General features: G+C 34.2%; 10 protein-coding genes. 5 read left to right on the plus strand and 5 right to left on the minus strand.

Annotated features, from left to right (window positions below; translation table 11 throughout):
- Nucleotides 1–363 precede the first annotated feature (363 nt).
- The 3 genes from JEY78_RS15000 to JEY78_RS15010 all read left to right on the plus strand — a co-directional run bounded on the left by JEY78_RS15000 (nt 364) and on the right by JEY78_RS15010 (nt 3,947).
- Nucleotides 364–1,578 carry a hypothetical protein gene (locus tag JEY78_RS15000; protein ID WP_291853243.1) on the plus strand — a complete coding sequence of 405 codons (1,215 nt, stop codon included), beginning with the start codon at nt 364–366 and terminating at the stop codon, nt 1,576–1,578.
- A 279-nt stretch (nt 1,579–1,857) separates the two neighbouring features.
- Complete coding sequence (locus JEY78_RS15005; RefSeq protein WP_291853246.1) at nt 1,858–3,069, plus strand: hypothetical protein; 1,212 nt, start codon at nt 1,858–1,860, stop codon at nt 3,067–3,069.
- Nucleotides 3,070–3,554: 485 nt separating this feature from the next.
- Entirely contained in the window at nt 3,555–3,947 is a 393-nt protein-coding gene (locus JEY78_RS15010) for an HU family DNA-binding protein (protein WP_291849248.1), read from the plus strand.
- A 49-nt stretch (nt 3,948–3,996) separates the two neighbouring features.
- Here the strand turns inward: JEY78_RS15010 and JEY78_RS15015 are convergent, their stop codons facing one another.
- Nucleotides 3,997–4,689, minus strand: coding sequence for a Crp/Fnr family transcriptional regulator (locus JEY78_RS15015; protein ID WP_291853248.1), 693 nt, complete (start codon nt 4,687–4,689; stop codon nt 3,997–3,999).
- A gap of 215 nt (nt 4,690–4,904) precedes the next feature.
- Between JEY78_RS15015 and JEY78_RS15020 the strand changes: the two genes are divergently transcribed.
- Complete coding sequence (locus JEY78_RS15020; RefSeq protein WP_291853251.1) at nt 4,905–14,015, plus strand: LamG-like jellyroll fold domain-containing protein; 9,111 nt, start codon at nt 4,905–4,907, stop codon at nt 14,013–14,015.
- An 11-nt stretch (nt 14,016–14,026) separates the two neighbouring features.
- Nucleotides 14,027–15,010 (plus strand): type IX secretion system membrane protein PorP/SprF, encoded by a 984-nt coding sequence (locus JEY78_RS15025; RefSeq protein ID WP_291853254.1) that lies wholly within the window; start codon nt 14,027–14,029, stop codon nt 15,008–15,010.
- 129 nt (nt 15,011–15,139) lie between these two features.
- On the opposite strand, the gene ccsA is transcribed toward JEY78_RS15025, so the two are convergent.
- From ccsA to JEY78_RS15045, 4 genes are read right to left on the minus strand one after another with little or no spacing between them, the layout of a single operon-like run.
- Nucleotides 15,140–18,262, minus strand: coding sequence for a cytochrome c biogenesis protein (ccsA, locus tag JEY78_RS15030; RefSeq protein ID WP_291853258.1), 3,123 nt, complete (start codon nt 18,260–18,262; stop codon nt 15,140–15,142).
- Between the two features lie 38 nt (nt 18,263–18,300).
- Nucleotides 18,301–19,116 carry a GW dipeptide domain-containing protein gene (locus JEY78_RS15035; protein ID WP_291853261.1) on the minus strand — a complete coding sequence of 272 codons (816 nt, stop codon included), beginning with the start codon at nt 19,114–19,116 and terminating at the stop codon, nt 18,301–18,303.
- A 3-nt stretch (nt 19,117–19,119) separates the two neighbouring features.
- Nucleotides 19,120–20,754 carry a hypothetical protein gene (locus JEY78_RS15040; protein WP_291853264.1) on the minus strand — a complete coding sequence of 545 codons (1,635 nt, stop codon included), beginning with the start codon at nt 20,752–20,754 and terminating at the stop codon, nt 19,120–19,122.
- Nucleotides 20,755–20,764: 10 nt separating this feature from the next.
- Nucleotides 20,765–24,127: a hypothetical protein gene (locus tag JEY78_RS15045; RefSeq protein ID WP_291853267.1), complete on the minus strand. Its 3,363-nt coding sequence runs from the start codon at nt 24,125–24,127 to the stop codon at nt 20,765–20,767.
- Nucleotides 24,128–24,144: the final 17 nt, after the last annotated feature.

Raw genomic sequence — 24,144 nt, forward strand, 5'->3', positions numbered from 1 at the left:
ATGTGTTTAAAAAAAAATGTAAAACCTATTGAAAACATCCTTAAAAGGATTCAAAAGCAGTTAAAAAAGAGTAGCAAACGCTTGGGTTTTTGTTTATACTTATTTTAGAAGAGATTTTGAAACGTTGTATTGAATGCCATATATTAATATTGTAGTTTCCTCTGTATCATAGTCTTAAAAAGAGTATAAACACTAAATTCTTTAATAAAAACATGGATTAGTTATAATTTAATTGTATTTTTAGTAAATCATTTTACACTACTACTACTACTACTAACATAAAAAATCATTTCATTCTCAAATGACCTTGTAATTTAATTATGACCTTAATGGATTATTCACGAACCTTAAAAATTAATCAGTATGAAACAATTAAAAATGAGTATGGTGGTTCTTTTAATAGCCACTTTTTTTTCGAGTTGTAACGAAGAAATAACACTAGTACCAGAAAGTGGGGATTTGAATGCTAAAACTTCTGCAATTGACAATGTAAGCGCTAGACCAGGTTCCATGGAAATTTATGGCGGTGAGCTATATGCCTTATACGCTTGGGACGCTTATAATAGTGTTTATTTATATAATTATAATGCCATAAATGATGTTTTAGATTTTGATTATGATTATATAGGAGCTACCGGTCATAATAGAAATTTTGGATTTGACTATAATTATAAGGATGGTTTCATTTATTTATTAGCGGGTGAAAGTGAGTGGGAATATGAGAATGCTGGCTATAGGAATTTATATACTTGGAATAAAGATACCAATGAAAAAATATTGCTAGAACAAATTATTTCTGATGAAGGAGATGAGAGACCGCAGGATTTAACTTTTGGAAATGATGGAACGCTGTACTTTGCATTTAAAAATGGTGAAATAAATGCCTACAATGTAGCGACCAAAACAATGAGTGCATTTAGTACTATGGACGGATGGAAAGGTGGCGTTGGTTTAACCTATGATTTTGACAATAACCGATTAATTTATGCGAGAGGGTACGACCCAGTTTCTTTATATTCAATTGAAATACCTTCTGGAGAGGTCAATTTTTTATTTTCATTTTATGCAACTAATTATTATGATTTTGGTAATGCCATTGAATATGTAGGAAACAATAAATTGTTAGTTTCTGGAAGAAATATGAATACCATTACCACTGTTGATTTAGAAACGGAGGATGTTAATTTTTTAAGCGACTCTTATATTTATCAGATAAAAGATTTAATGTTTTTTGTGAACCCAGATTTAGATGATGACGGCGTATTAAATGAAAATGATCCCTACCCAAATTCAAATGTAGCAGAAACCTTAAGTATTGGAGAGATAAATTTGAATATAGATAATGAGTTTGTGAAATCTGGTACTACTATGATGGATCAAATAGATGCACTTATAGCAGCCATCAATGAAGAATACACGGGTGATAATTATGCGGTGCTTCATAAGAAATTTATGACGGAACTATCTAAAATTACCTATTACTGGTATAAAGGAAGAATGATTACCTCTAGAGAACGATCTGCTATTTCTAGTGCCGCTTGGCGTGCCAATGTTCCATATTATATGAATCAATCATAAATTTAATAGTTTTTTTAATTCCTATTTTAAAATATGTTTAGTTATAGCGTATTGAAGATTGTTCTAAAACTTGTAGTTGTTTATTTTTCAAATACTTCCCATATTAAAAGTGCTAACTTTTTTAAAAAAGCATGAATTAGTAATAATTTAATTGTATTTTTAATTTTAAAACAGAATTTTACGAAACTACTGACATAAAAAAATCATTGCATGCTAAAATGACTTTGTAATTTAATTATGAATTAAACTAATTATTCACTAACAATCAAACTAATAATTATGAAACAATTAAAAATGAGTATGGTGGTTCTTTTAATAGCCACTTTTTTTTCGAGTTGTAACGAAGAAATAACAATGTCACCAGAAAATGCTATCAAAAGTGATGCTTCTGTTAGCAGTGCAAGACCATCAGAGAGTGTTCAAGCAGGGGAGTTATATGCTTTATTCGCTTGGGATTCAAGTGAAAATATAGCTTTATATAGTTATAATCCGTCTAATGATGCTATTTCATTAAATGAAGGTTTTACTGGAAATACGGGGCAAAATTACAACTTTGCTTTTGACTATAATTCTAATGATGGTTTATTCTATTTTTTAGGGGCTGAACAAAATAATTCAAGCACTCCTAGAAGTCTATACACATATAATAGAGAAAATGGAGAGGTACTTTTTATTGATCAAATGGAGTCTGTAGAAGGCCAAATTTCACCTCAAGATTTAACATTTGATGATCAGGGTATCCTTTATGTTGTTTTTAAAGGAGGAGAAATTAACTCCTATAATATAACAACTAATACCATGAGTGCATTTAGTAATGTTCCTCAGAATGGAGGCGTAGGTTTAACTTATGACTTTGATCATCATCAGTTGCTGTATGCAACTGGTGGTGGAAATACAAGTGGACCTGTTTCCTTATATTCCATTGATTTAATGGAAGGTTTATATAATTTATTATTTTCATTTTATCCACCGCAATGTTCAAATGGAACTGCTCATGGGATAGAATATGTAGGGAACAATAAATTAATAGCAACTTCAGTTTATGGATGTGATATTATTTATACGATTAATCTAGAAGCTGAAAACACGAACTTATTGTTAAGCCCAACAGGTTCTTATACAGGAATTGTAGATTTAATTTATATCAATATTAATAATCCAGATATGGATGATGACGGCGTTTTAAATGAAAATGATCCCTACCCAAATTCAAATATGAGCGAAACTATTAGTCTTGGAGATATGAACTTAACTATAGAAAATAAGTTTGTAAAAACCGGCACTACTATGATGGATCAAATTGATGCATTAATAGCCCAGATGAATGAAGAATATACGGGTGATAATTATGCGGTACTTCATAAGAAATTTATGACGGAACTATCTAAAATTACCTATTACTGGTATAAAGGAAGATTAATTACATCAAGAGAACGGTCTGCTATTGCTAGTGCCTCTTGGCGCGCCAATGTTCCTTATAGTATGGATTAATCATAAATTTACCAATTTTTATAACTAAAAACCCAAGCAATTGCTTGGGTTTTTTAAAATATAGCCAGTAAGGAATTCCCATTTAATTTTGGTTTCGAGCACAATGTGTTTAAAAAAAAATGTAAAACCTATTGAAAACATCCTTAAAAGGATTCAAAAGCAGTTAAAAAAGAGTAGCAAGCAGTCATTTAATTTTTGTCACTTTATAAAAATTCGTATTTTCGAATAACGCGTTATATAGCAACAGTTTTGAGAATTTATAGCGCAATTGTCTAAATTTTATAAAGCAATTTATAAAAATCGCGAAGCAGTTGACAAATAACGTCTAGGCATTTTAGAAAGAACGTCTAGACGTTATGGTGTAAACGTCTAGACGTTATTCTTACACTTAGCGGTTAAATAATGGCAACTAATAAGAGGTATTACAATAGTACTCAGCAATTAAAAAATAATCAGATATAACATAAATTTAAAGTACTATAAAAATGGCATTACCACTAAAAATTGTAAAGAAAAGAGACCCAAGAGACCTAAAAAACCCTGAAAACTATTATGTTGCCACCAAGGCTACCGGTGAAATAAATTTTGAAGATTTGGCAAGAATAACCTCTGAGCAATGTACGGCTTCCGTAGCTGATTGTTATCTTGTTTTATTAGCTTTAGAGCATAATATTAAAGATGCATTGAGCTTTGGTAAAATTGTGCGTTTTGGATTTTTAGGGAGTTTTCAAATAAGTATTAGCTCCCATGGGGAAACTACCAAAGAAGCGTTAAGCGTTAAATCTGTAAAACAACGACGCATTTTGTTTCGGCCAGATAAACGGGTAAAAACTTTTTTAAAAGGGCTACATTTTACCACAGCAGGGTTTAAGGAGTAGCTAAGCTTGGGATGTTTAAAGTGTGTGAAATAAATTATTTTAAAATAGGTTATGCTATTAGGTGTTGGTTTTTTATAGAACTCCCATGCACCACCTCTAACTCATTACTCAAAGCTTCCAGTTCTTTTTCATTTTTTTCCCATGAAACATTTTTCCGAATTCGGCTAAGGCTTTGCTGTGTAACTCCAATATATGAGGCAATATCTTCTAACTTAACATTGAGTGCCACACTAGAAAACTCTCTAAGGAATTGTTTATACCGTTGTTCAGCATCAAGAGTGCGTAATAAAGCTTGCTTATAATGTGTCATACCCAAATAATTAACTACACCTACTGCACAAAATTTAGCCAGATCAATATTTGAAAAGAGCATCTCTACAAAAGGAGACTTAGGAAGTTCAATAAAATCGCATTCTGTTAGAGTTTCTAGTGTAATACGAGATTGCGTATTGTTAAGCAAAGAAACGGTTTCAGATAAAATAATAGGAGCCACCCGAAAGTCATACACAAATGACTTATCATTATAGTGATCTTCACACTTTACAATACCTTTTCCTAAGAAACGAACAGAACTTTCAACTTCCATATAATCTAATAGGCGAACCCCTTTGTTTACCCGCCATAATTTCATAATTCCAAGCATTTTATCCCAAGAACTATCAGTAATAGGACTCGTTGCATTTATAAACGCATAAAGTTGGTCTACATAATGTGGATAGTCTTTTATATTTATTGGTAGCATATTTATATATCTAATATTTAATTTTCATTCAGTTCTTATTGTAAATATAACATTTTTTTACCATAGGGTAAATTGCAGCGAGTTTATTTCAATTAAATTTGAGCTTTATAGTCATTCATGTAATAAAATAGGTTGTTTATTTATTAAATAGTACTATTTATTATGTACTCACATATATGCTCAATGATTTGCTCAATTTTAAAAACCTATTAAAAATGAAAAAAAAATTACTTTTTGTAAGTATCTTATTTTTACTTTTTATTCAATTTACCAACGCACAAAACAATGCACTTAAACTTAATGGCTCTAATCAATATGTTACTGCAAACGGTGTTAGTAATGCATTGGCAGGTACTACAACCTTAACGATGGAAGCTTGGGTATATCCAACAACAAACTCAGGCACACAATTTTTTTTAAGTTTTCATTCTCATACAAACGATAACTTAATTTTGTTGGGTACCAATAACGGACAATTGCTATTAGTGCAGGGTAGCACTGTAACTCCATCAAATACACCATCAACTATTCCTTTAAACCAATGGTCGCACGTTGCTCTTACTATTGATGCTTCTAATTCAGCAACGGTTTATTTAAATGGCGCGGTGGATTTTACGGCTACTATAACTGATTGGCCAGAAACAGGTGGTAAATTCACCATTGGGCAAGATTGGGATGAAGCTAGCCAAACCGACTTTTTTGCTGGTGAAATTGATGAAGTACGGGTATGGAATGCAGTACGTACCCCAAATGAGATTAACGCAACTATGTTTAAAGAGCTAGAGCCTCAAGCAGGACTTGAGGCGTATTATAATTTTAATATTGGCAGTAGTGCCTCAATAACCGATAATAGCGGAAAAGGTAATACAGGATTGTTTAAATCACGATCACCAGAGTGGCAAACATCCGGTGCTTTTACAGGAGCAGGAAACGCACTTCAGTTTGATGGCTATAAGTATGTTACTGCAGATAAGCTTAGTGATGATTTAGCAGAAACTCCAGCCTTAAGTATTGAGGCTTGGGTTAAGAGTGAAAGAGTTAATGAAACTGAAACTAAAATCCTTTGGTCTTTCCATTCGGCAACCCATGCTAATTTGATAATATTTGCAATTTCAAAAGACGGGAAATTAGTAGTGGATAAATATGACGGTGACGGTAGTGATAATCTTTTTTTTGGAACAACAACAATAGCAGCAAATGTTTGGACACATGTAGCATTAACAATAGCTGCTAACAATACAGTCATATGTTATATTAATGGTGTTGCTGAAACACTTACATCTAATGATGGTAGTCCCACAAATCTGACAACCATTATCACTAGACCTGTTGCTGACGGTTATTTTTCTATTGGTCAAGAATATGATGGTTATTTTCCATCACAAAAATTTATAGGCGAAATAGATGAATTACGGGTATGGAATACGGAACGTACCCCAGCTGAGATTTTTGATAATATGGATAAGGTGGTAGCAGTAAATGAGGCAGGACTTAAAGCTTATTATAATTTTGATAATGCAACTGCGGCCTATCTAACCGATGAAAGCACAAATGCCCCTGCTAATGCTAATCCAGGAACTTTTGTAACTTTATTAACACCAACATTGAAAGCTTCGGGTGCTTTTTCAGGACCAGGAAACGCTCTTCAGTTTGACGGACTTAACGATAAAGTTCTGATTAATGACGGACCAATATTAGGGAATAATTTCACTCAAGAAATGTGGATTTACCCAACAGACGCTACCGAATTCGCGCGTAATATTTTAGGAAAGGGTTTTGGTGTAGTTGAAAATCGACCTCCAAGTGTTTATCAAAATGGATTAAAAATTCATTTTGGATTTGGTGATGGAACTGTATGGAACTCATACGTTACTCCAGAGGTGTTAACCATTAGCTCATGGAATCATGTTGCCTTAACATTCGACGGGACTTCCTATTTGGTATATGTAAACGGAAGATTAGTTTATTCAACAGATTCCTCTTCTGGGAAAACACCGTACCAATTAGCACAGGCATCCATTGGAGGTCATGATAATTATTTTAAAGGAAGTATCGACGAAGTTAGAATTTGGTCAATCACCCGAACGGCTGAGGAAATTCAGGAAGATATGATGAAGACGATGGTAGGAACAGAGGCTGGCTTAGAAGCATATTACCGTTTTGACGAAAGTGCAGGTAACATCTTATCTGATTTTTCAGGCAATAATCATATTGGTACTTTAACAAATATGACAGGGGATGAATGGACCGATTCTAAAGCTTTTAACACCTGGCTAGGTGGAACATCTACTGCTTGGAGCGATGCTGCTAACTGGTCAGATGGCTTACCTACTGCTACAGACAATGTGGGAATTTACAAAACCAGCTTAGGAAACCAAGCCACAATTAGTGGTTCACCAACGGTAACCAACGTATTAATTTCTTCAACTTCGGCTCCTACTTTAAATTCAGGATTCACCGTAAATGGAAACCTAATCACAAACAGCCCAGTAAATCTTAATGGTCAAACAATTACATTGGGTAGTGCTGCATATCTTTTAGAAAAAGCAGGGAGTGAATTTTTTGGAAACACTGGAGTTATTACCACCACTAGAAATTTAAGTGCTATTACTTCATTAAATGTTGCCAATATGGGGGCTGTAATTACTACTGCTGCCAATATGGGAAGCACAGTAATTACACGTGGACATATGGTTCAAACAAATGGCGTGAATAATAGCGTTAAACGTTATTTTGATATTACGCCTACAACTAATACGGGGTTAAATGCAAGTCTTGTTTTTAATTATGTAGACACCGAATTGAACGGTTTAACTGAAGCTAATCTAAAATTATTTAAATCTACTAATGATGGAAATAGCTGGTCAAATGAGCAAGGAACAATAAATACCTCAAATAATACTATTACTTTATCTAGTATAGATAACTTTGGAAAATTTACTGCGGCAGTAGATATAAGTACAGCACCAACAGATATTTCAATAACACCCGCATCTATTAACGAAAATAAACCTTCCGGTACAGTTGTTGGAGCTCTTTCGGCAACTCTTTCTTCGGAAGTGTATTCCTATAGCCAAGTTTCAGGTGATGGTGCTACTAATAATTCTAGTTTTAGTTTAAAATTAAATGTAATTGAAGACCAGAACTCTGGTTCTGGAGAGACAGGTATTGCAATATTTAGTACGTACGGAGATATATGGCAATCTTTTACTGCCGGAAGCTCAGGAACTTTATCCCAAATTGCCTTACGATCTATTAGCGGAGGAGGTAGTTCTTATACAATGAAACTTAAAGTTTTCGAAGGTGAAGGTATTAGCGGATTATTTTTGGGTGAATCAACATCTGTAATGACTCCCGAAACAAATAGTTACATATATTGGGATTTTAGTGGAATTACTGTCGAAGAAGGACATCAATATACCTTTCAACTTTCTGAGTGGACTTTTAATGAAGGATATGGATTATATGCATGGAGAGATGAAACACATTACACCGGAGGTAGCTTGAACTATGGGGGTTATCCAAGCTACGAAATGGCGTTTAAAACATATGTAGCCACATCAACTGATCTTATTGCTGAATCATCTTTTGATTATGAATCAAAATCTTCTTATACAACGAGAATTAAAGCTACAAATCAGTACAATCAATCATTCGAAAAAGCAATCACTATAACTATTAACAATGTAAATGAAGTTCCAACCAATATTACATTATCTGCAAGTGCAATCAACGAAAATGTAGCAGCCAATTCAACTGTTGGAGCAATAAACACAACCGATCCGGATGCAGACAATACATTTACGTATACATTAGTTTCAGGAACAGGTAGCACGGATAATGAATCATTCAACATTAATGGTAGTAATTTAAGAATTACCAATAGTCCAGACTTTGAAGCTAAAAACAGTTATTCAATACGTATTAGAACAACTGACCAGGGAGATTTGTTTTTTGAAAAGGCATTTACCATTACAATTAACAATCTGGATGAACCACCAACAGTTACTACACAAGCAATTATAGATATCGGTGTAACTACCGCAACAGGAAATGGAAATATTACAGATTTGGGTAGCCCTAATCCAACACAATACGGAATAGTTTGGAGTACTTCTACAAATCCAACTATTGCACTTACCACTAAAACAGAAGAAGGCACTGCCAGTGCACTAGGGGCTTTTACGTCAAACATTACAGGATTAACAACAGGAACTAAGTACTATGTACGTGCATATGCAACCAATAATAGTACAGGAACAAGTTATGGAGATGAAGTGAGTTTTACAACTTACGTTTTACCTGTATTAACATCCGATAATGCCACCGATGTTGCCAGTACAACAGCCTCCATTAGAGGAGATTTAACAACAGTAGGAAATCCGGTACCAACAGCCTATGGCCTTGTATGGAGTACATCGGCAAATCCAACTACTGCACTTAGCACAAAAACAAATGAAGGGGCTGCTTCTGGAACTGACAGTTTTATTAAATTACTTGACGGGCTTGACCCCGGCACAACATATTATTATCGCAGTTATGCTGTAACAAGTTTGGGTACTTTTTACAGTGCCGAAAAATCATTTAAAACTACAGTATTAACCTGTTTTAGTGTTGAATTCAATGATTTGGTTTTAAACGGAGATGCCACACTTTCAGGAAATACAGCAACATTGACACCTAATATGGGCGGTAAAAGTGGTTCTGTTTGGGGAAAAATGAGGGTTGATTTAGAATTAGACTTTAAAATAACGTCACAATTATATTTTGGGAATAACGATGTCAATGGTGCTGATGGTTTGGCTTTTGTACTGCAGCCTCTTTCCAGTAATGCAGGTTCAACAGGTGGAGGATTGGGGTATGCCGGTATTACTCCTTCTTATGCCGTTGAATTTGACACCTACGATAACGGAAGTGCTGACCCTACTAATTCAGACCATATTGCCATTGTGAAAAACGGGCTGGCTGGCAGTGCAGCTGCACATTCGCCTTATTCTTCCCGGTCAAATATTGAAGATGGGAATTGGCACGATGCTGTTTTTGAATGGAATGCCACCACTAAATATTTTAAGGTTACGTACGATGGTTCAGAATTATTTAATGTGAATATTGACCTTATTAATGCTGTATTTGGAGGTGAAAAGAACGTTTTTATCGGTTTTACAGCTGCAACAGGCGGATCTTTCAATGAGCAAAAAGTTACTTTTCTTAATTATTGTTCAACCGAAGCAGGAGGTACTCCTCCAACCATTACAGAAATAAACGATAGTACAATTTGCCCTTATTCGTCAACCGGTGCTTTGAATTTTAATATAGGAGATGCCGAATCAACATGGAGTCAGATGGGCGTTTCAGCTAGCTCATCAAATACTACTTTGATACCAAATAACAACCTGGTTATAGCAGGAACTGAAGCAGCACGTACTATAACTGTAACTCCTATTGAAGGGGAGGTTGGCTACGCAGATATAACAGTTACAGTAACCGATGCCGATGGGCAAACAGTCAACGAAGTATTTGGCGTGACCGTGGAAGACGATGAAGAACCAGTTGTAAAAACAAAAAATATTACTGTTCAATTGGATGGTACAGGTAATATTTCTATTAACCCAAGTGACATTGACAATGGCTCCACAGATAATTGCGCTATTGCTTCCTATGAATTAGATATTAATGCTTTCACTTGTGCGGATATAACAGGGTTATTAAATACCAACAATACGGTTGTAGTAACTTTAACGGTAACCGATAAGAATGGAAATAGAGGTAGTAATACTGCAACAGTAACAGTTGAAGATAACATTAAACCAGTTGTAAATACCAAACCAATCACAGTTCAACTTTTAGCAGACGGAACGGCAACTATATTGAACGATGCCGTAAATGATGAATCAACAGATGCATGTGGAATCGTTTCCTATGCTACTGATATAAAGAACTTTGATTGTTCCAATGTTGGAGAAAACACTGTTACTTTAACGGTTACCGATGAGCATGGAAACTTTGATAGTAAAACAGCGATAGTAACTGTTGAAGATAACATTAAACCGGTTGTAAATACCAAACCAATCACAGTTCAACTTTTAGCAGACGGAACGGCAACTATATTGAACGATGCGGTAAATGATGGATCAACAGATGCTTGTGGAATCGCTTCCTATGCTACTGATATAAAGAACTTTGATTGTTCCAATGTTGGAGAAAATACTGTTACTTTAACGGTAACCGATAAGAATGGAAATAGAGGTAGTAATACTGCAACAGTAACAGTTGAAGATAACATTAAACCGGTTGTAAATACCAAACCAATCACAGTTCAACTTTTAGCAGACGGAACGGCAACTATATTGAACGATGCCGTAAATAATGGGTCAACAGATGCATGTGGAATTGCTTCTTATGCTACTGATATTAATAGTTTTGATTGTTCCAATGTTGGAGAAAATACTGTTACTTTAACAGTTACTGATAAGAATGGAAATGTTGATAGCAAAACAGCGATAGTAACTGTTGAAGATAAGGTTAAACCAAATGTAATTACCAAATCAATTACAGTTCAACTCTTAGCAGACGGAACGGCAACTATATTGAACGATACCGTAAATAATGGGTCAACAGATGCATGTGGAATCGCTTCTTATGCTACTGATATTAAGAGTTTTGATTGTTCCAATGTTGGAGAAAACACAGTTACTTTAACAGTTACTGATAAAAATGGAAACTTTGATAGTAAAACAGCGATAGTTACCGTTGAAGATAACGTTAAACCGGTTGTAAATACCAAACCAATCACAGTTCAACTTTTAGCAGATGGAAGGGTAACTATATTAAACGATGCCGTAAATAATGGGTCAACAGATGCTTGTGGAATCGCTTCCTATGTTACTGACATCAAAAGCTTTGATTGTTCCAATGTTGGAGAAAATACTGTTACTTTAACAGTTACTGATAAGAATGGGAATGTTGATAGCAAAACAGCGATAGTTACTGTTGAAGATAAGGTTAACCCAAATTTAGTCACAAAAGATATTACTGTCCAATTGGATGCTACGGGCAAAATTTCTATTGTTCCAGTAGACATTAACAATGGGTCAACAGATGCATGTGGTATAGCTATTTACGAACTTGATATTTATAGTTTTGATTGTTCCAATGTTGGAGAAAACACCGTTACTTTAACAGTTACAGATAAGAATGGAAACGTTGCTAACAAAACAGCTATTGTAACCGTTGAAGATAATGTTAAACCAACGGCCCTATACAAAGACATTACCGTACAATTAGATGCACAAGGATTTGCAAGTGTAACGGCAGCAGAGGTTGACGGAGGCAGTTATGATGCTTGTGGCATTAAATTAATCAGTTTATTTCCAATAGAACAAACGTTTAATTGTAGCAATCTTGGGGAGAATAAACTAAAATTATTAGTGATAGACAACAACGGAAATGTATCGGCTTGTTATCCTAAAGTCACGGTAGAAGATACGATTGCACCAACCATAACCTGTCCAGAAACGCTAACAGTGAGTTCAGAAGCGGGTAGTTGTGATGCAAGCATTGAATTAGAAATACCAACAACAGCTGATAATTGCAAAGTAGCATCAGTCACCAGCAATGCACCAAGCGTATTTCCGCTGGGAGAAACGATGGTCATTTGGATCGTTACAGACGGCTCTGGAAACACTGCAACCTGCGAGCAATTAGTAATTGTAAAGGACACCGAAAAGCCAACCATAACCTATCCAGAGACCCTAACAGTGAGTTCAGATGCAGGGAGTTGTGATGCGGCACTTGAATTAGAAATGCCAGCCACGGCAGATAATTGCACAGTAGCATCAGTGACTAGCAATGCGCCAAGCGTATTTCCGTTGGGAGAAACTACCGTAGTTTGGACCGTTACAGACGGTTCAGGCAATAGTACAACTTGTGAGCAATTAGTAATTGTAAAAGACACCGAAAAGCCAACCATAACCTGTCCAGAAACGCTTATAGTGAGTTCAGATGCTGGTAGTTGTGATGCAAGCATTGAATTAGAAATACCAGCCACGGCAGATAATTGCACAGTAGCATCAGTGACTAGCAATGCGCCAAGCGTATTTCCGTTAGGCGAAACTACCGTATTTTGGACCGTTACAGACGGTTCAGGCAATAGTACAACTTGTGAGCAATTAGTAATTGTAAAAGACACCGAAAAGCCAACCATAACCTGTCCAGAAACGCTTATAGTGAGTTCAGATGCTGGTAGTTGTGATGCAAGCATTGAATTAGAAATACCAGCCACGGCAGATAATTGCACAGTAGCATCAGTGACTAGCAATGCGCCAAGCGTATTTCCGTTAGGCAAAACTACCGTATTTTGGACGGTTACAGATGGTTCAGGCAACACAGCAATGTGTGAACAATTGGTCGTTGTAAAAGATACTGAAAAACCGATAGTAAGTTGTACCATGCCATTTACACTACAGTTAGATGAGACAGGAAATGCAACATTGACAGCAGTTCAAATAGATAAAGGGAGTAGTGATAATTGTGAAATTGCCTCAATAAAAATTAACAAAACAGCTTTTAATTGTGAAGATCTAGGAGCAAACACAGTAATACTAACTGTAAACGATAAAAGTGGAAATATAGCTACGTGCAGCACTGTGGTAACTATTGTAGATACTACTGCTCCTATTGTGATGACTCAAAACATTTCGGTTGAATTAGATAGCAATGGCCATGCAACAATATCCGCAGAAGAGATCAATGATGGTAGCTTTGATGCTTGTGGTATTGCCACGATGCGTTTAGATCAAACCACCTTTAATTGTCCAACTTTAGAAGCGCATACCATAACATTAACCGTTTCAGATACCGCTGGAAACAGCGCCTCAGAAATAGCTTTTGTAACGTTTACTTCAGATGATTTAGACAATGATTTAATTGCTGATATGTGTGATGATGATATGGACGGAGATGGGGTAGCTAATGATATTGACAATTGTCCAACGGTATCAAATTCCAACCAATCAGATTTAGATAGAAATGGTATTGGAGATGTTTGTGATCAAGGAGATTTAGAAATACCAAATGGTTTTTCACCCAATGGAGATGGTACCAATGATGAGTTTATCATAGAGGGACTTCATAAATATCCTAACAACAGTATTCAAATCTATAACCGCTATGGAGCGATGGTGTATGAATCAAAAGCATATCAGAACTATTGGGATGGTGTATCATCGGGTAAAACACAAAAGTTACCTGCCGCACCGTACTTTTATGTGCTCAGCATTAATGGTGGAAGTAAAATAGTAAAAGGTTGGGTATACATCAATTATTAAGAAAAAAGAAAATGAAAAACACAATAAAAATAGTAGTAATTGTATTCGTTCTATTTACAGGATTACTGAGTTATGGACAACAAGATCCATTATACACGCAGTATTACAATAACTTTAGTTTGATCAATCCTGCGTATTCAGGAAGTCACGGATTGTTTACAGCAACAGCAAATATAAGAAGTCAGTGGGCAGGAGAAGCAGGCGGACCAGAAACACAAACCCTGTCATTGCACGGAGCCACAGGTAAAAATGTAGGATTGGGTTTGTCTATTGTTAATGACAAAGTATATGTGTTAAATGAAACCCATGTATTTGCAGATTTCTCGTACTCCATAGCAGCAAGCGAAAAAGCTACGCTGGCATTTGGATTGAAAGCAGGAGGCAGTTTTTTAAATGTAGATTTATTGGGCTTGGGTATTGAAAATGATAATTTGTTTAGTGAAAATATCAACCAGTTCAATCCAAATCTAGGCGTAGGCGCTTTTTATTATACGGATCAATTTTATATGAGTGTGTCTACAGTGAACATTTTAAAAACAAAACGCTATGCAAAAAGTAGCAATGTAGTTTCCAGTGCATCGGATGAAATGGTTTTTTATGTTTCTTCAGGTTATATGTTTGATATAAGTGAAGCTTTTAAACTAAAATCTTCGGTCATGTTTAGAGCAGTCAATGGAAGTCCATTATCAACAGACCTTTCAGCGAGTATCTTATGGAATGACAAATTAGAATTTGGGGTTTCACATAGATTGGAGGAATCCATATCAGGATTGTTTCAAATACGCTTGACAGATCATTTAAAAATTGGATATACCTATGATGCAATTACCTCTGAATTATCAAATTATAACAGCGGTTCCCATGAATTTAGCATCATTTTAAATTTAGGAGGCAGTGAAGCACAACAATCAAAAAGAAAACCACCATTTTATTGGATGAAAAACAGAAATTCTGAAGAGATTTTGAAAGCCAAAGAATATGATAGTGAAAATTAATGGATATAGAAAATTCCACATAATTAAAAACCCAAGCACAAGCTTGGGTTTTATTTGTAATGTAATTTGTTATTGAGAAACTTAGGTTTGTAAATTCTAACTACTTTTTCTTATTTATGTTGGAATCCATTATTTTAAATCGAATTTTTTCTTTTTAAAATAAGCTGAAAGACTTAAAATAAATAAGCAAGCAACAACAATATATACCCAATTAGGAATTGGAATGGGATCGCCTGTAGCATAGGAATGCAGGCCAGATAAATAGTAATTAACACCATAATAGGTCATAATAACAGTGGCTAAGCCAAATATAGTTGCAAAATTGTAAGAAAATAAACCGAATAATTTTGGAATGATTCTCATATGCAAAATAAAAGCATAGACTAATATGGTTACCAATGCCCAGGTTTCTTTTGCGTCCCAGCCCCAATATCTTCCCCAAGATTCATTGGCCCAAACACCACCTAAATAAGTACCAATACTGACCATAACCAAACCTCCAATTAAGGTTAATTCACTTATATAGGACATTTCCTTAATAATTCTAATAATTCTATCTTTATTGGTCTCATTTAAAAACAACATCAATACTAAATTTATAATTCCGATGATAGCGCCTAGCATTAAAAATCCATAGCTACCAGCTTCTAATGAAACGTGAATTGTTAACCAATACGATTTTAAAACGGGTACTAATGGCGTTATTTCTGGATCTAAAAAACTGAGCATTGAAACTAATAATAGAATGGAAGCTAAAACCATTGTAGCCGCTAAGCCACCAAAAGATTTTCGTGTAAAAATTAACCCGGCCAAAGTAGAAGTCCAAGCAATATAGATCATAGATTCATACCCATTACTCCAAGGTGCTCTTCCTGAAATATACCATCTTAAACCAAGCCCAATAGTATGTAAGATAAAGCCAATAATAACTAAAGAAAATAATATTTTATAGGCTAATTTTAGATTTTTAGTAGGTTTAAAAACAGATAAAAATAGAAAACTTAAAAAAGCGATTCCTAATAAAAAGTAGAATAGTGCTAAACGACTAAAAACCTGTGAGTTGTTTAATAAGATTTCTGCATTAATTTTAGAGGAAGAAGGCATAATAGCTCCACCATTTTTAATTTGGTAATCTTTAAGTTCTTGAATTAATTGATCGGCATTTCGGTAATTATTTGTGTGAAGGGCGTCTTCTAATGTAGTTGTATAAGAACTGAAAAATTGAGCGGCTACACTATTTTGAGTCTCTGAATGCGAATGATTCGAATCATGATTCGACAACCAAGTATTATTTGAATCATTTACATTTGGTACTATTTTTAATAAAGTTCCTGAAAAAAGCATACTCAAAATATTTACTTTTTCATCTATTTTAAGTAATTCTTTTTCATAAACACCTCTATCTACAGGTTTTAAATTATACACATCTCGTACTTCATCTTTTAACTTATAAACACCATTTTCATCAAAAAAATCTTTATAAGATACATAGTTACTTGTTGCTCCTAATTTTGATGAAATAGTTTCGTGATTACCCAGTTTTATTAGATTTACACCATACCATTCACCATTATTTGCAAAGATACTTAACACAATTTGATCTGCACTTAGGCCGTATAAACGTTCCTTTTTAGCTAATTTTCTTACTATTTCACGCGTTAGTGTATGCATTGGTTTCATCCTACCTCTAAAATCTTGCACAACAAGCTTGCTGAAATTATTTGCATGATTAACATCAACAATATGAGTTACTTTTAAATCTTCTTTGCTAATTTGTGCATATGAATGCGTTGATGCGAGTGTACATACCATAGCAAAAATTAGCATGGTGTTATCCGCTCTCAGTTTTTTTATTTTTTGTAAAATGGTATAAAATCTAGTTTTCTTACTAAAAAAAGTAAGTAACATTCCTATTGTTAAAAGAATATAACCTGCGTAGGTTATTAAAGTTCCCCAATAATCATTATTAACGCTTAAATAGGTACCTTTTTCATCTTGATCAAAGGATGATTGAAAAAAACGAAAGCCATCATAACTCAAAATATTATTCATAAAAATTCTAAAATCTTTTGTAACATTTTTTGTGGGATCTATTAATTGAACTTCACTAGCATAGGAGGAAGCACTGTTTGTTCCTGGGTACTTATCCATAATAAAATCCTTTAATTTTATGGTGAAAGGCACTTCCATTTCTTTGGTTCCGTAGCTTGCAGAGAGTATTAAATTTTCAAAATTTAATACTTGAGGTCTTCCAGGATCACCTTTTTGGCCATAGAGATATGTTTCTTGAATTTTTCCATTTACTGAAATTTCCGCTAAAAGTGCAACTTGGCTGCTACTGCTTACTTTAGGATTTCCGGATTCAATAGTTGCATTTCCATTTTTAGTAAATTCAGGTAACACAAAATTATTTGCACCATCTGAATACAAGGAGCGAAGTAATAGAGGTTGATATTCCTCGGATGGATAAATAGTGTCTTTTTTTTGAGTAGCCATGACCATTTGTGTAAAGGGCTGATCTGCTTTAAAAAACAGGGAATCATTCTTAAATAAAATATTGATGGCACCTGGTATTGTAGTTGCATTAAAATTAAAAAATAGATTGCCAAACCTGTTTTGCTCGCCTTCTTTTATGAAATATTCTTCACGACCATTCATTCCTGCAACCACCACTTTTAGGGTTGCTATTCCATTATTGCTCTCTACTAATTTTTGAGTTGGATTTGGAATGAATTTTTTGATGGAAACATCAATTAAATCATTGTCAATTAAATAAGATTCGTGCCAATTATTGTTACCTAATGTAGCAAATAAAACTTCTTCATTAAACTCATAGGTTTGATCGTTTTTAACGACTTTAAATTTTAAAAAATTTGTAGCGGATAAAAAAGTATTGGAAGCATCATTTTCTCTAATGTGCATTATACCTTCAAATCCAAAATAACGAGTAATACCAGCACCAATTAAAATTAAAATTATGGCACCATGGAACAATATGAGTGCCCATTTTTTTTGTTTAATCATTTTAAACTTTACAATATTTACAATAATAGATATTCCAAAGAGTACCAATAAAACCTCAAACCAAAACGCTTGAAATACTACTTTTTGTGCAGAACTTGTGCCGTAATCATTTTCAATAAACGTAGCAATTCCAATAGCTGCTGCAAACAACAATATATATAATCCTGCAGCCCTTGTGCTAAATAGTGCAGCTGAAATTTTTGAAACTATTTTAAAAAAATTCTTCATATAAATTAAATTTAGTTGAGGTGGTTTATAATTTTAGGTTAGCGAAGTATAGTTCCGTTTTCTAAAATGAGGTCGTATTTATATCCAGCACCAAAATCTTTATTCAATGAAACGGTTGCTTTTAAAGTTACAATGGCATCTTCAGGAATAAATGTATCTGAAGTAATTACAAGATCAAAATCATCTTTGCTTCCATCTTTTAAATGAATCCAATTCCTATTCATAATATTAGCATTAGATTTTACACAAGCACCGCTTATTTGAACTGTTTTTCCTTCTAGGTTTTTAGCATTTTTAACTAATTCTGAAATTTTCATAGAGCCTTTAACTTCAATTTTATTTGTAAGTGTTTTAATAGGAGCTTTTGTTGCTTTGGTAGTTTTTTGTTTTGTTAATAATTCATTTTTGTTGCTTTGACCTGTTCCAGTAGTTGAATGATTTGCTGCAACTAGACTCCCAGATATTAAATATATTTTTTCAAAAACTCTATTAAAGTCTTTGCTTTCATAGTTTGTTTTTAAAAGGCCGCCTTTATAATAATACGTTTCACCAATAGTAATATCCATGAGTCTGGTTGCAATCCAAAATTGCTCCTCATTTTCTGTCACATTCATATACAAATACTTAGAGGTTTCTAAAATTTCATTTACTTTAATGGTATGCAAATCACCAGCAAAAGTATTTGCAGCAGTTGTTGTTGCTTCTTGTTTATTTTCACCAGAAAAAATTCCACTGCTTTTTTCTGAGCTAGTAGCTTCATTCGAGGATTCTATAACTTTTGGACCATTATTACAAGCTATTGTACTCATAATTAGCAATAGAATTAACACCGTACTTTTAATTTTTAGAATCATAATTTAATTTTTTAAGGCTTTTTTTTTGTTTTTAAATCTTTTAGTTATTGATGTATTTACTCGGTAATCATTTTTTTCTCCGGGTGTCATGGACATTTCTCCAAATACATTTAATTTTAAGCTCTTACTTAAACTTAAAGAAAGGTTAGTGCCATAATAATTTTGTGTAGTTGTTGCATTCGTATTTAAATAAGAATAATCAACCATTCTTAAATAAAAATCTGCACTCAGCTTATTTAGAATAAGCTCTCTGGAATGGCGAAAAGATAGGATGGAGCTCTCTAAATAATTGGATGTATTTTTATTATAATTAATAGAAAAACTACCACCAATTGCTGGAATTTTAGAGATGTTGATATACGCATTTATGTTGTTTGATTTGTTTTGCGTTGAACTTTGAAATCGTTTACTATAACTTGCTCCGGCAAACAAAAACCTTGAAGGTTTTATATTGAATCGAAACCTTAAACCTTGTCTCGCTTCATTATCATCTAAAAGCCGTTCAATTTCTGTTTGAAATGTTTCATAATACAAAATTCTTTTTCTAGAATCATAGGAAACCATGAAATCTAATTTTCTACTAAATCTATATTTTGCAGAAGTATACAAATTTGTAAGATCCATGGAATTTGAAGTAATTGAATCTGCTTTAGAATACATGTCAAATTCCATAGAAGAAAAAAGATATAAGTTTTTTAAAATGGAACTAGAATGTTGAAAATAAGCATATCTGCGGTCTATCTGTCCATTATTTGTTTGCTGCAATACACCTAATGTTGTTTGAGATTGAAAATTTTTATTAGTTGTAATTTTTCCAAAATACCCACCGTATTCAAGTAAATTGGCATTAAAATTATATTCGTTAATATCAGGTCTAAATCCAGCAATAATTCCAACATAGTTAGTGCCAAAAAACTTTTCAGCTTGCAATCCATCAATAGCGCCTAATGAAGAAGTTTTATTGTTGATTTTTCTTCCAATTATAAAATTGAATGTTGAATCTATATCATATTTTAAGGCTAAATTATAGACATTAAAAACATTTTCTCTTAAACTGGAAGTATTATCTTTTGTTTGGAAGTATTGTCTATAATTTAAATAGGTTTCTAAAGAAATTTTTGAATTGTTGATATGTTGTGCGTCTAAAGAAAATCGATACATCATTCGATGACTATTACTTGTAGTTGGCGAAATGTTGCTATAACTAGCCGCTGATAATTTTCCTCTTATTTTCTCAATTTCATTTACTTCAATTGCTGTATTTTTCTGATTATCGGTAATTATTTCATTTTTAACAATGGTAGGTTCTTTCAAATTTTCTACAGTGTTTGAATCATCATTTACTTCTTTATATCTGTGAAAAACTACATCATCCTTTTTTACAACACACTTTAATAATGAACTACAAACCACTGATTTTGACGACTTGTTTTGTACTAACAAACACGCATTTTTAATATTTAAAAAACGAAGTGTATCACCTATTTTAATGTCTTTGGTATTTTCAAATTTTACATAAATATTTTTTGAGTTTACAAACGAAACCTTTCCAGTAATTATTTTGGCTTTATTTTGCCCAATTAATTTTGGGCAAAACAACGCGAATAAAGCAAGTATAAGTATAGTTTTTAACTTCATTTTATTGTTTTTAACCTCGTCCTGTTGGGTGACATTCATAGCAAGCATTACTTTCATAAACATAACCGTTTTCACCTCTGTGATCTCTGTCCACACTGGTTTTATTATTATGTTCATGACAGTTTATACAACTGAATGTTGAATAATTATTTGTTGTATGGCAATCAATACATTTATCCCATTCTCCTTTATGTTTTCCACTGTAAATTGGGAAGAATTGGCTATCATGGTCAAAAGTAGCTGGTGTCCAGTTACCCGTTGTATGGCAAGCTGCACAATCCGTTGAGAATCCAGCATTTTGATGATTAGGATCCGTTGTTCCGTTAAAATCACTTTGGTGACAACTCACACATTCAGAAGAGGTATCTGAATAATTAGAAGTCTTATGACATTGTGTACAATCATTAATATCGTGCCCTAACGTAAGTGGGAAGAAATCGTGATTGAAAGTTGAAGGCGTCCAACCACCCGTTGTATGGCAAGCAGTACATTCTGTTGAGAATCCAGCATTTTGATGATTAGGATCCGTTGTTCCATTAAAATCACTTTGGTGACAACTTACACATTCAGAAGAGGTATCTGAATAATTAGCTGTTTTATGACACTGTGTACAATCATTAATATCATGCCCTAACGTAAGTGGGAAGAAATCGTGATTGAAAGTTGAAGGCGTCCAACCACCCGTTGTATGGCAAGCAGTACATTCTGTTGAGAATCCAGCATTTTGATGATTAGGATCCGTTGTTCCATTAAAATCACTTTGGTGACAACTTACACATTCAGAAGAGGTATCTGAATAATTAGCTGTTTTATGACACTGTGTACAATCATTAATATCATGCCCTAACGTAAGTGGGAAGAAATCGTGATTGAAAGTTGAAGGCGTCCAACCACCCGTTGTATGACAAGCAGTACATTCTGTTGAAAATCCAGCATTTTGATGATTAGGATCGGTTGTTCCATTAAAATCACTTTGGTGACAACTTACACATTCGGAGGAGGTATCTGAATAATTAGCTGTTTTATGACATTGTGTACAATCATTAATATCGTGTCCCAATGTAAGTGGGAAAAAATCGTGATTGAAAGTTGAAGGCGTCCAACCACCCGTTGTATGACAAGCAGTACATTCTGTTGAGAAACCAGCATTTTGATGATTAGGATCCGTTGTTCTATTAAAATCACTTTGGTGACAACTTACACATTCGGAGGAGGTATCAGAATAATTGGCTGTTTTATGACATTGGGTACAATCATTAATATCGTGCCCTAACGTAAGTGGGAAAAAATCGTGATTGAAAGTTGAAGGCGTCCAACCACCCGTTGTATGGCAAGCAGTACATTCTGTTGAGAAACCAGCATTTTGATGATTAGGATCCGTTGTTCCATTAAAATCACTTTGGTGGCAACTTACACATTCAGAAGAGGTATCTGAATAATTAGAAGTCTTATGACACTGTGTACAATCATTAATATCGTGCCCTAACGTAAGTGGGAAGAAATCGTGGTTGAAAGTTGAAGGTGTCCAACTATTTTCTGTATGGCAAGCAGTACATTCTGTTGAGAATCCAGCATTTTGATGATTAGGATCTGTTGTTCCATTAAAATCACTTTGGTGACAACCAACACAAGCTGAAGGAGTGCTGCTGTATGTTCCATGTTCCGGTTTATGACAAGCGACACAATCTTCTGAAATTTCAGCATGGGCACCATTTAAAGGATAAAAATCGTGATTCCAATTAGCTGGTGTCCAGTCAGGGTTGGTAGTGTGGCAAGTAATACAATCCGTAGAAAATTCTGCATTTTTATGATTTGGGTTTATAGAGGTATCAAAATCATTTTGATGGCAAGTGATACATTCGGAAGAAGTATCGGAATAATTAGATGTTTTATGACATTGTGTACAATCACTAATATCGTGGCCCAACGTAAGTGGGAATGAATCATGATTAAAAGTAGATGGAGTCCAACTATTTTCAGTATGACAAAATGTACAATCGGTAGAAAAATTGGATTGACTATGATTAGGGGCTGTTGTACTATTAAAATCATCTAAATGACAACCAACACAAGCTGAAGGAGTGTTGCTATAGGCTCCTTGTTCTTGTTTATGACAAGCGACACAATCTTCTGAAATTTCAGTATGTGCACCATTTAATGGATAAAAATCGTGATTCCAATTAGCTGGTGTCCAATCAGGATTGGTGGTGTGGCAAGTAATACAATCCGTTGAAAACCCTGCATTTGTATGATTTGGGTTTATAGAGGTATCAAAATTATCTTGATGACAACTGATACATTCGGAAGAAGTATCTGCATAATTAAAGGTTTTATGACATTGCGTACAATCACTAATATCGTGTCCCAACGTAAGTGGGAATGCGTCATGATTAAAAGTAGATGGTATCCAACTATTTTCTGTATGGCAATAGGCACAATCGGTAGAGAAATTGGATTGGCTATGATTGGGATCGGTTGTACTATTAAAATCATTTAAATGACAACCAACACAAGCTGAAGGAGCGTTGTTGTATGTTCCTTGTTCTGTTTTGTGACAAGCAACACAATCTTCTGAAATTTCAGCATGTGCACCATTTAAAGGATAAAAATCGTGATTCCAATTAGCTGGTGTCCAGTCAGGATTGGTGGTATGACAAGTTATACAATCTGTTGAAAACCCGGCATTTGTATGATTTGGGTTTAAAGAGCTATCAAAATTATTTTGATGACAAGTGATGCATTCGGGTGAAGTTTCACTGAAATTACTTGTTTTATGGCATTGTTTACAATCCTGAATGTCGTGTCCAAGTGTAAGAGGGAATGCGTCGTGGTTGAAATTACCGGTAGACCAAGCTGCATCAAAAATACTATGGCATTCTGTACAATTAATTGAAAAATCGGCTAATATATGATTTGGATTTACGGCTGCATTAAAATCACTCTGATGGCAATTTACGCATTCATTCCCCAAATTATCAAATCTTAAATTTGTTTCTGAAGTGTGACATGCGGTACAATTTAAATTGGTATGTTCTCCAACAAGTGGGAACCCATTTTGTTCATGTAATTCAGGAATTGTGTTAACTACCCAATTTTCAGCGGTATGGCATCTTGCACAGTCATCGCCAACAGAAGCACTGTGTATATCCGTATGACAAGAAATACACTGATTCTCAACTTCTTCAAATACAAGGGTTGTATGACATTCCTTACAATTAACTTCTGAGTGCGTGCCTTCAAGATTGAATTTGGTGGATTCATTATGATTAAAAGTTAACGTTTTACTAGTAACAACCCAACTTTCAGAGGTATGACATTTAGCACAATCTATCGCTAACTCATTTCCATGAGGAGATTGTGCAAGTACTTGCATACTTAGAAATAACACGA

It is taken from the genome of Lutibacter sp. (assembly GCF_016342705.1).
Lineage (GTDB): Bacteria > Bacteroidota > Bacteroidia > Flavobacteriales > Flavobacteriaceae > Lutibacter.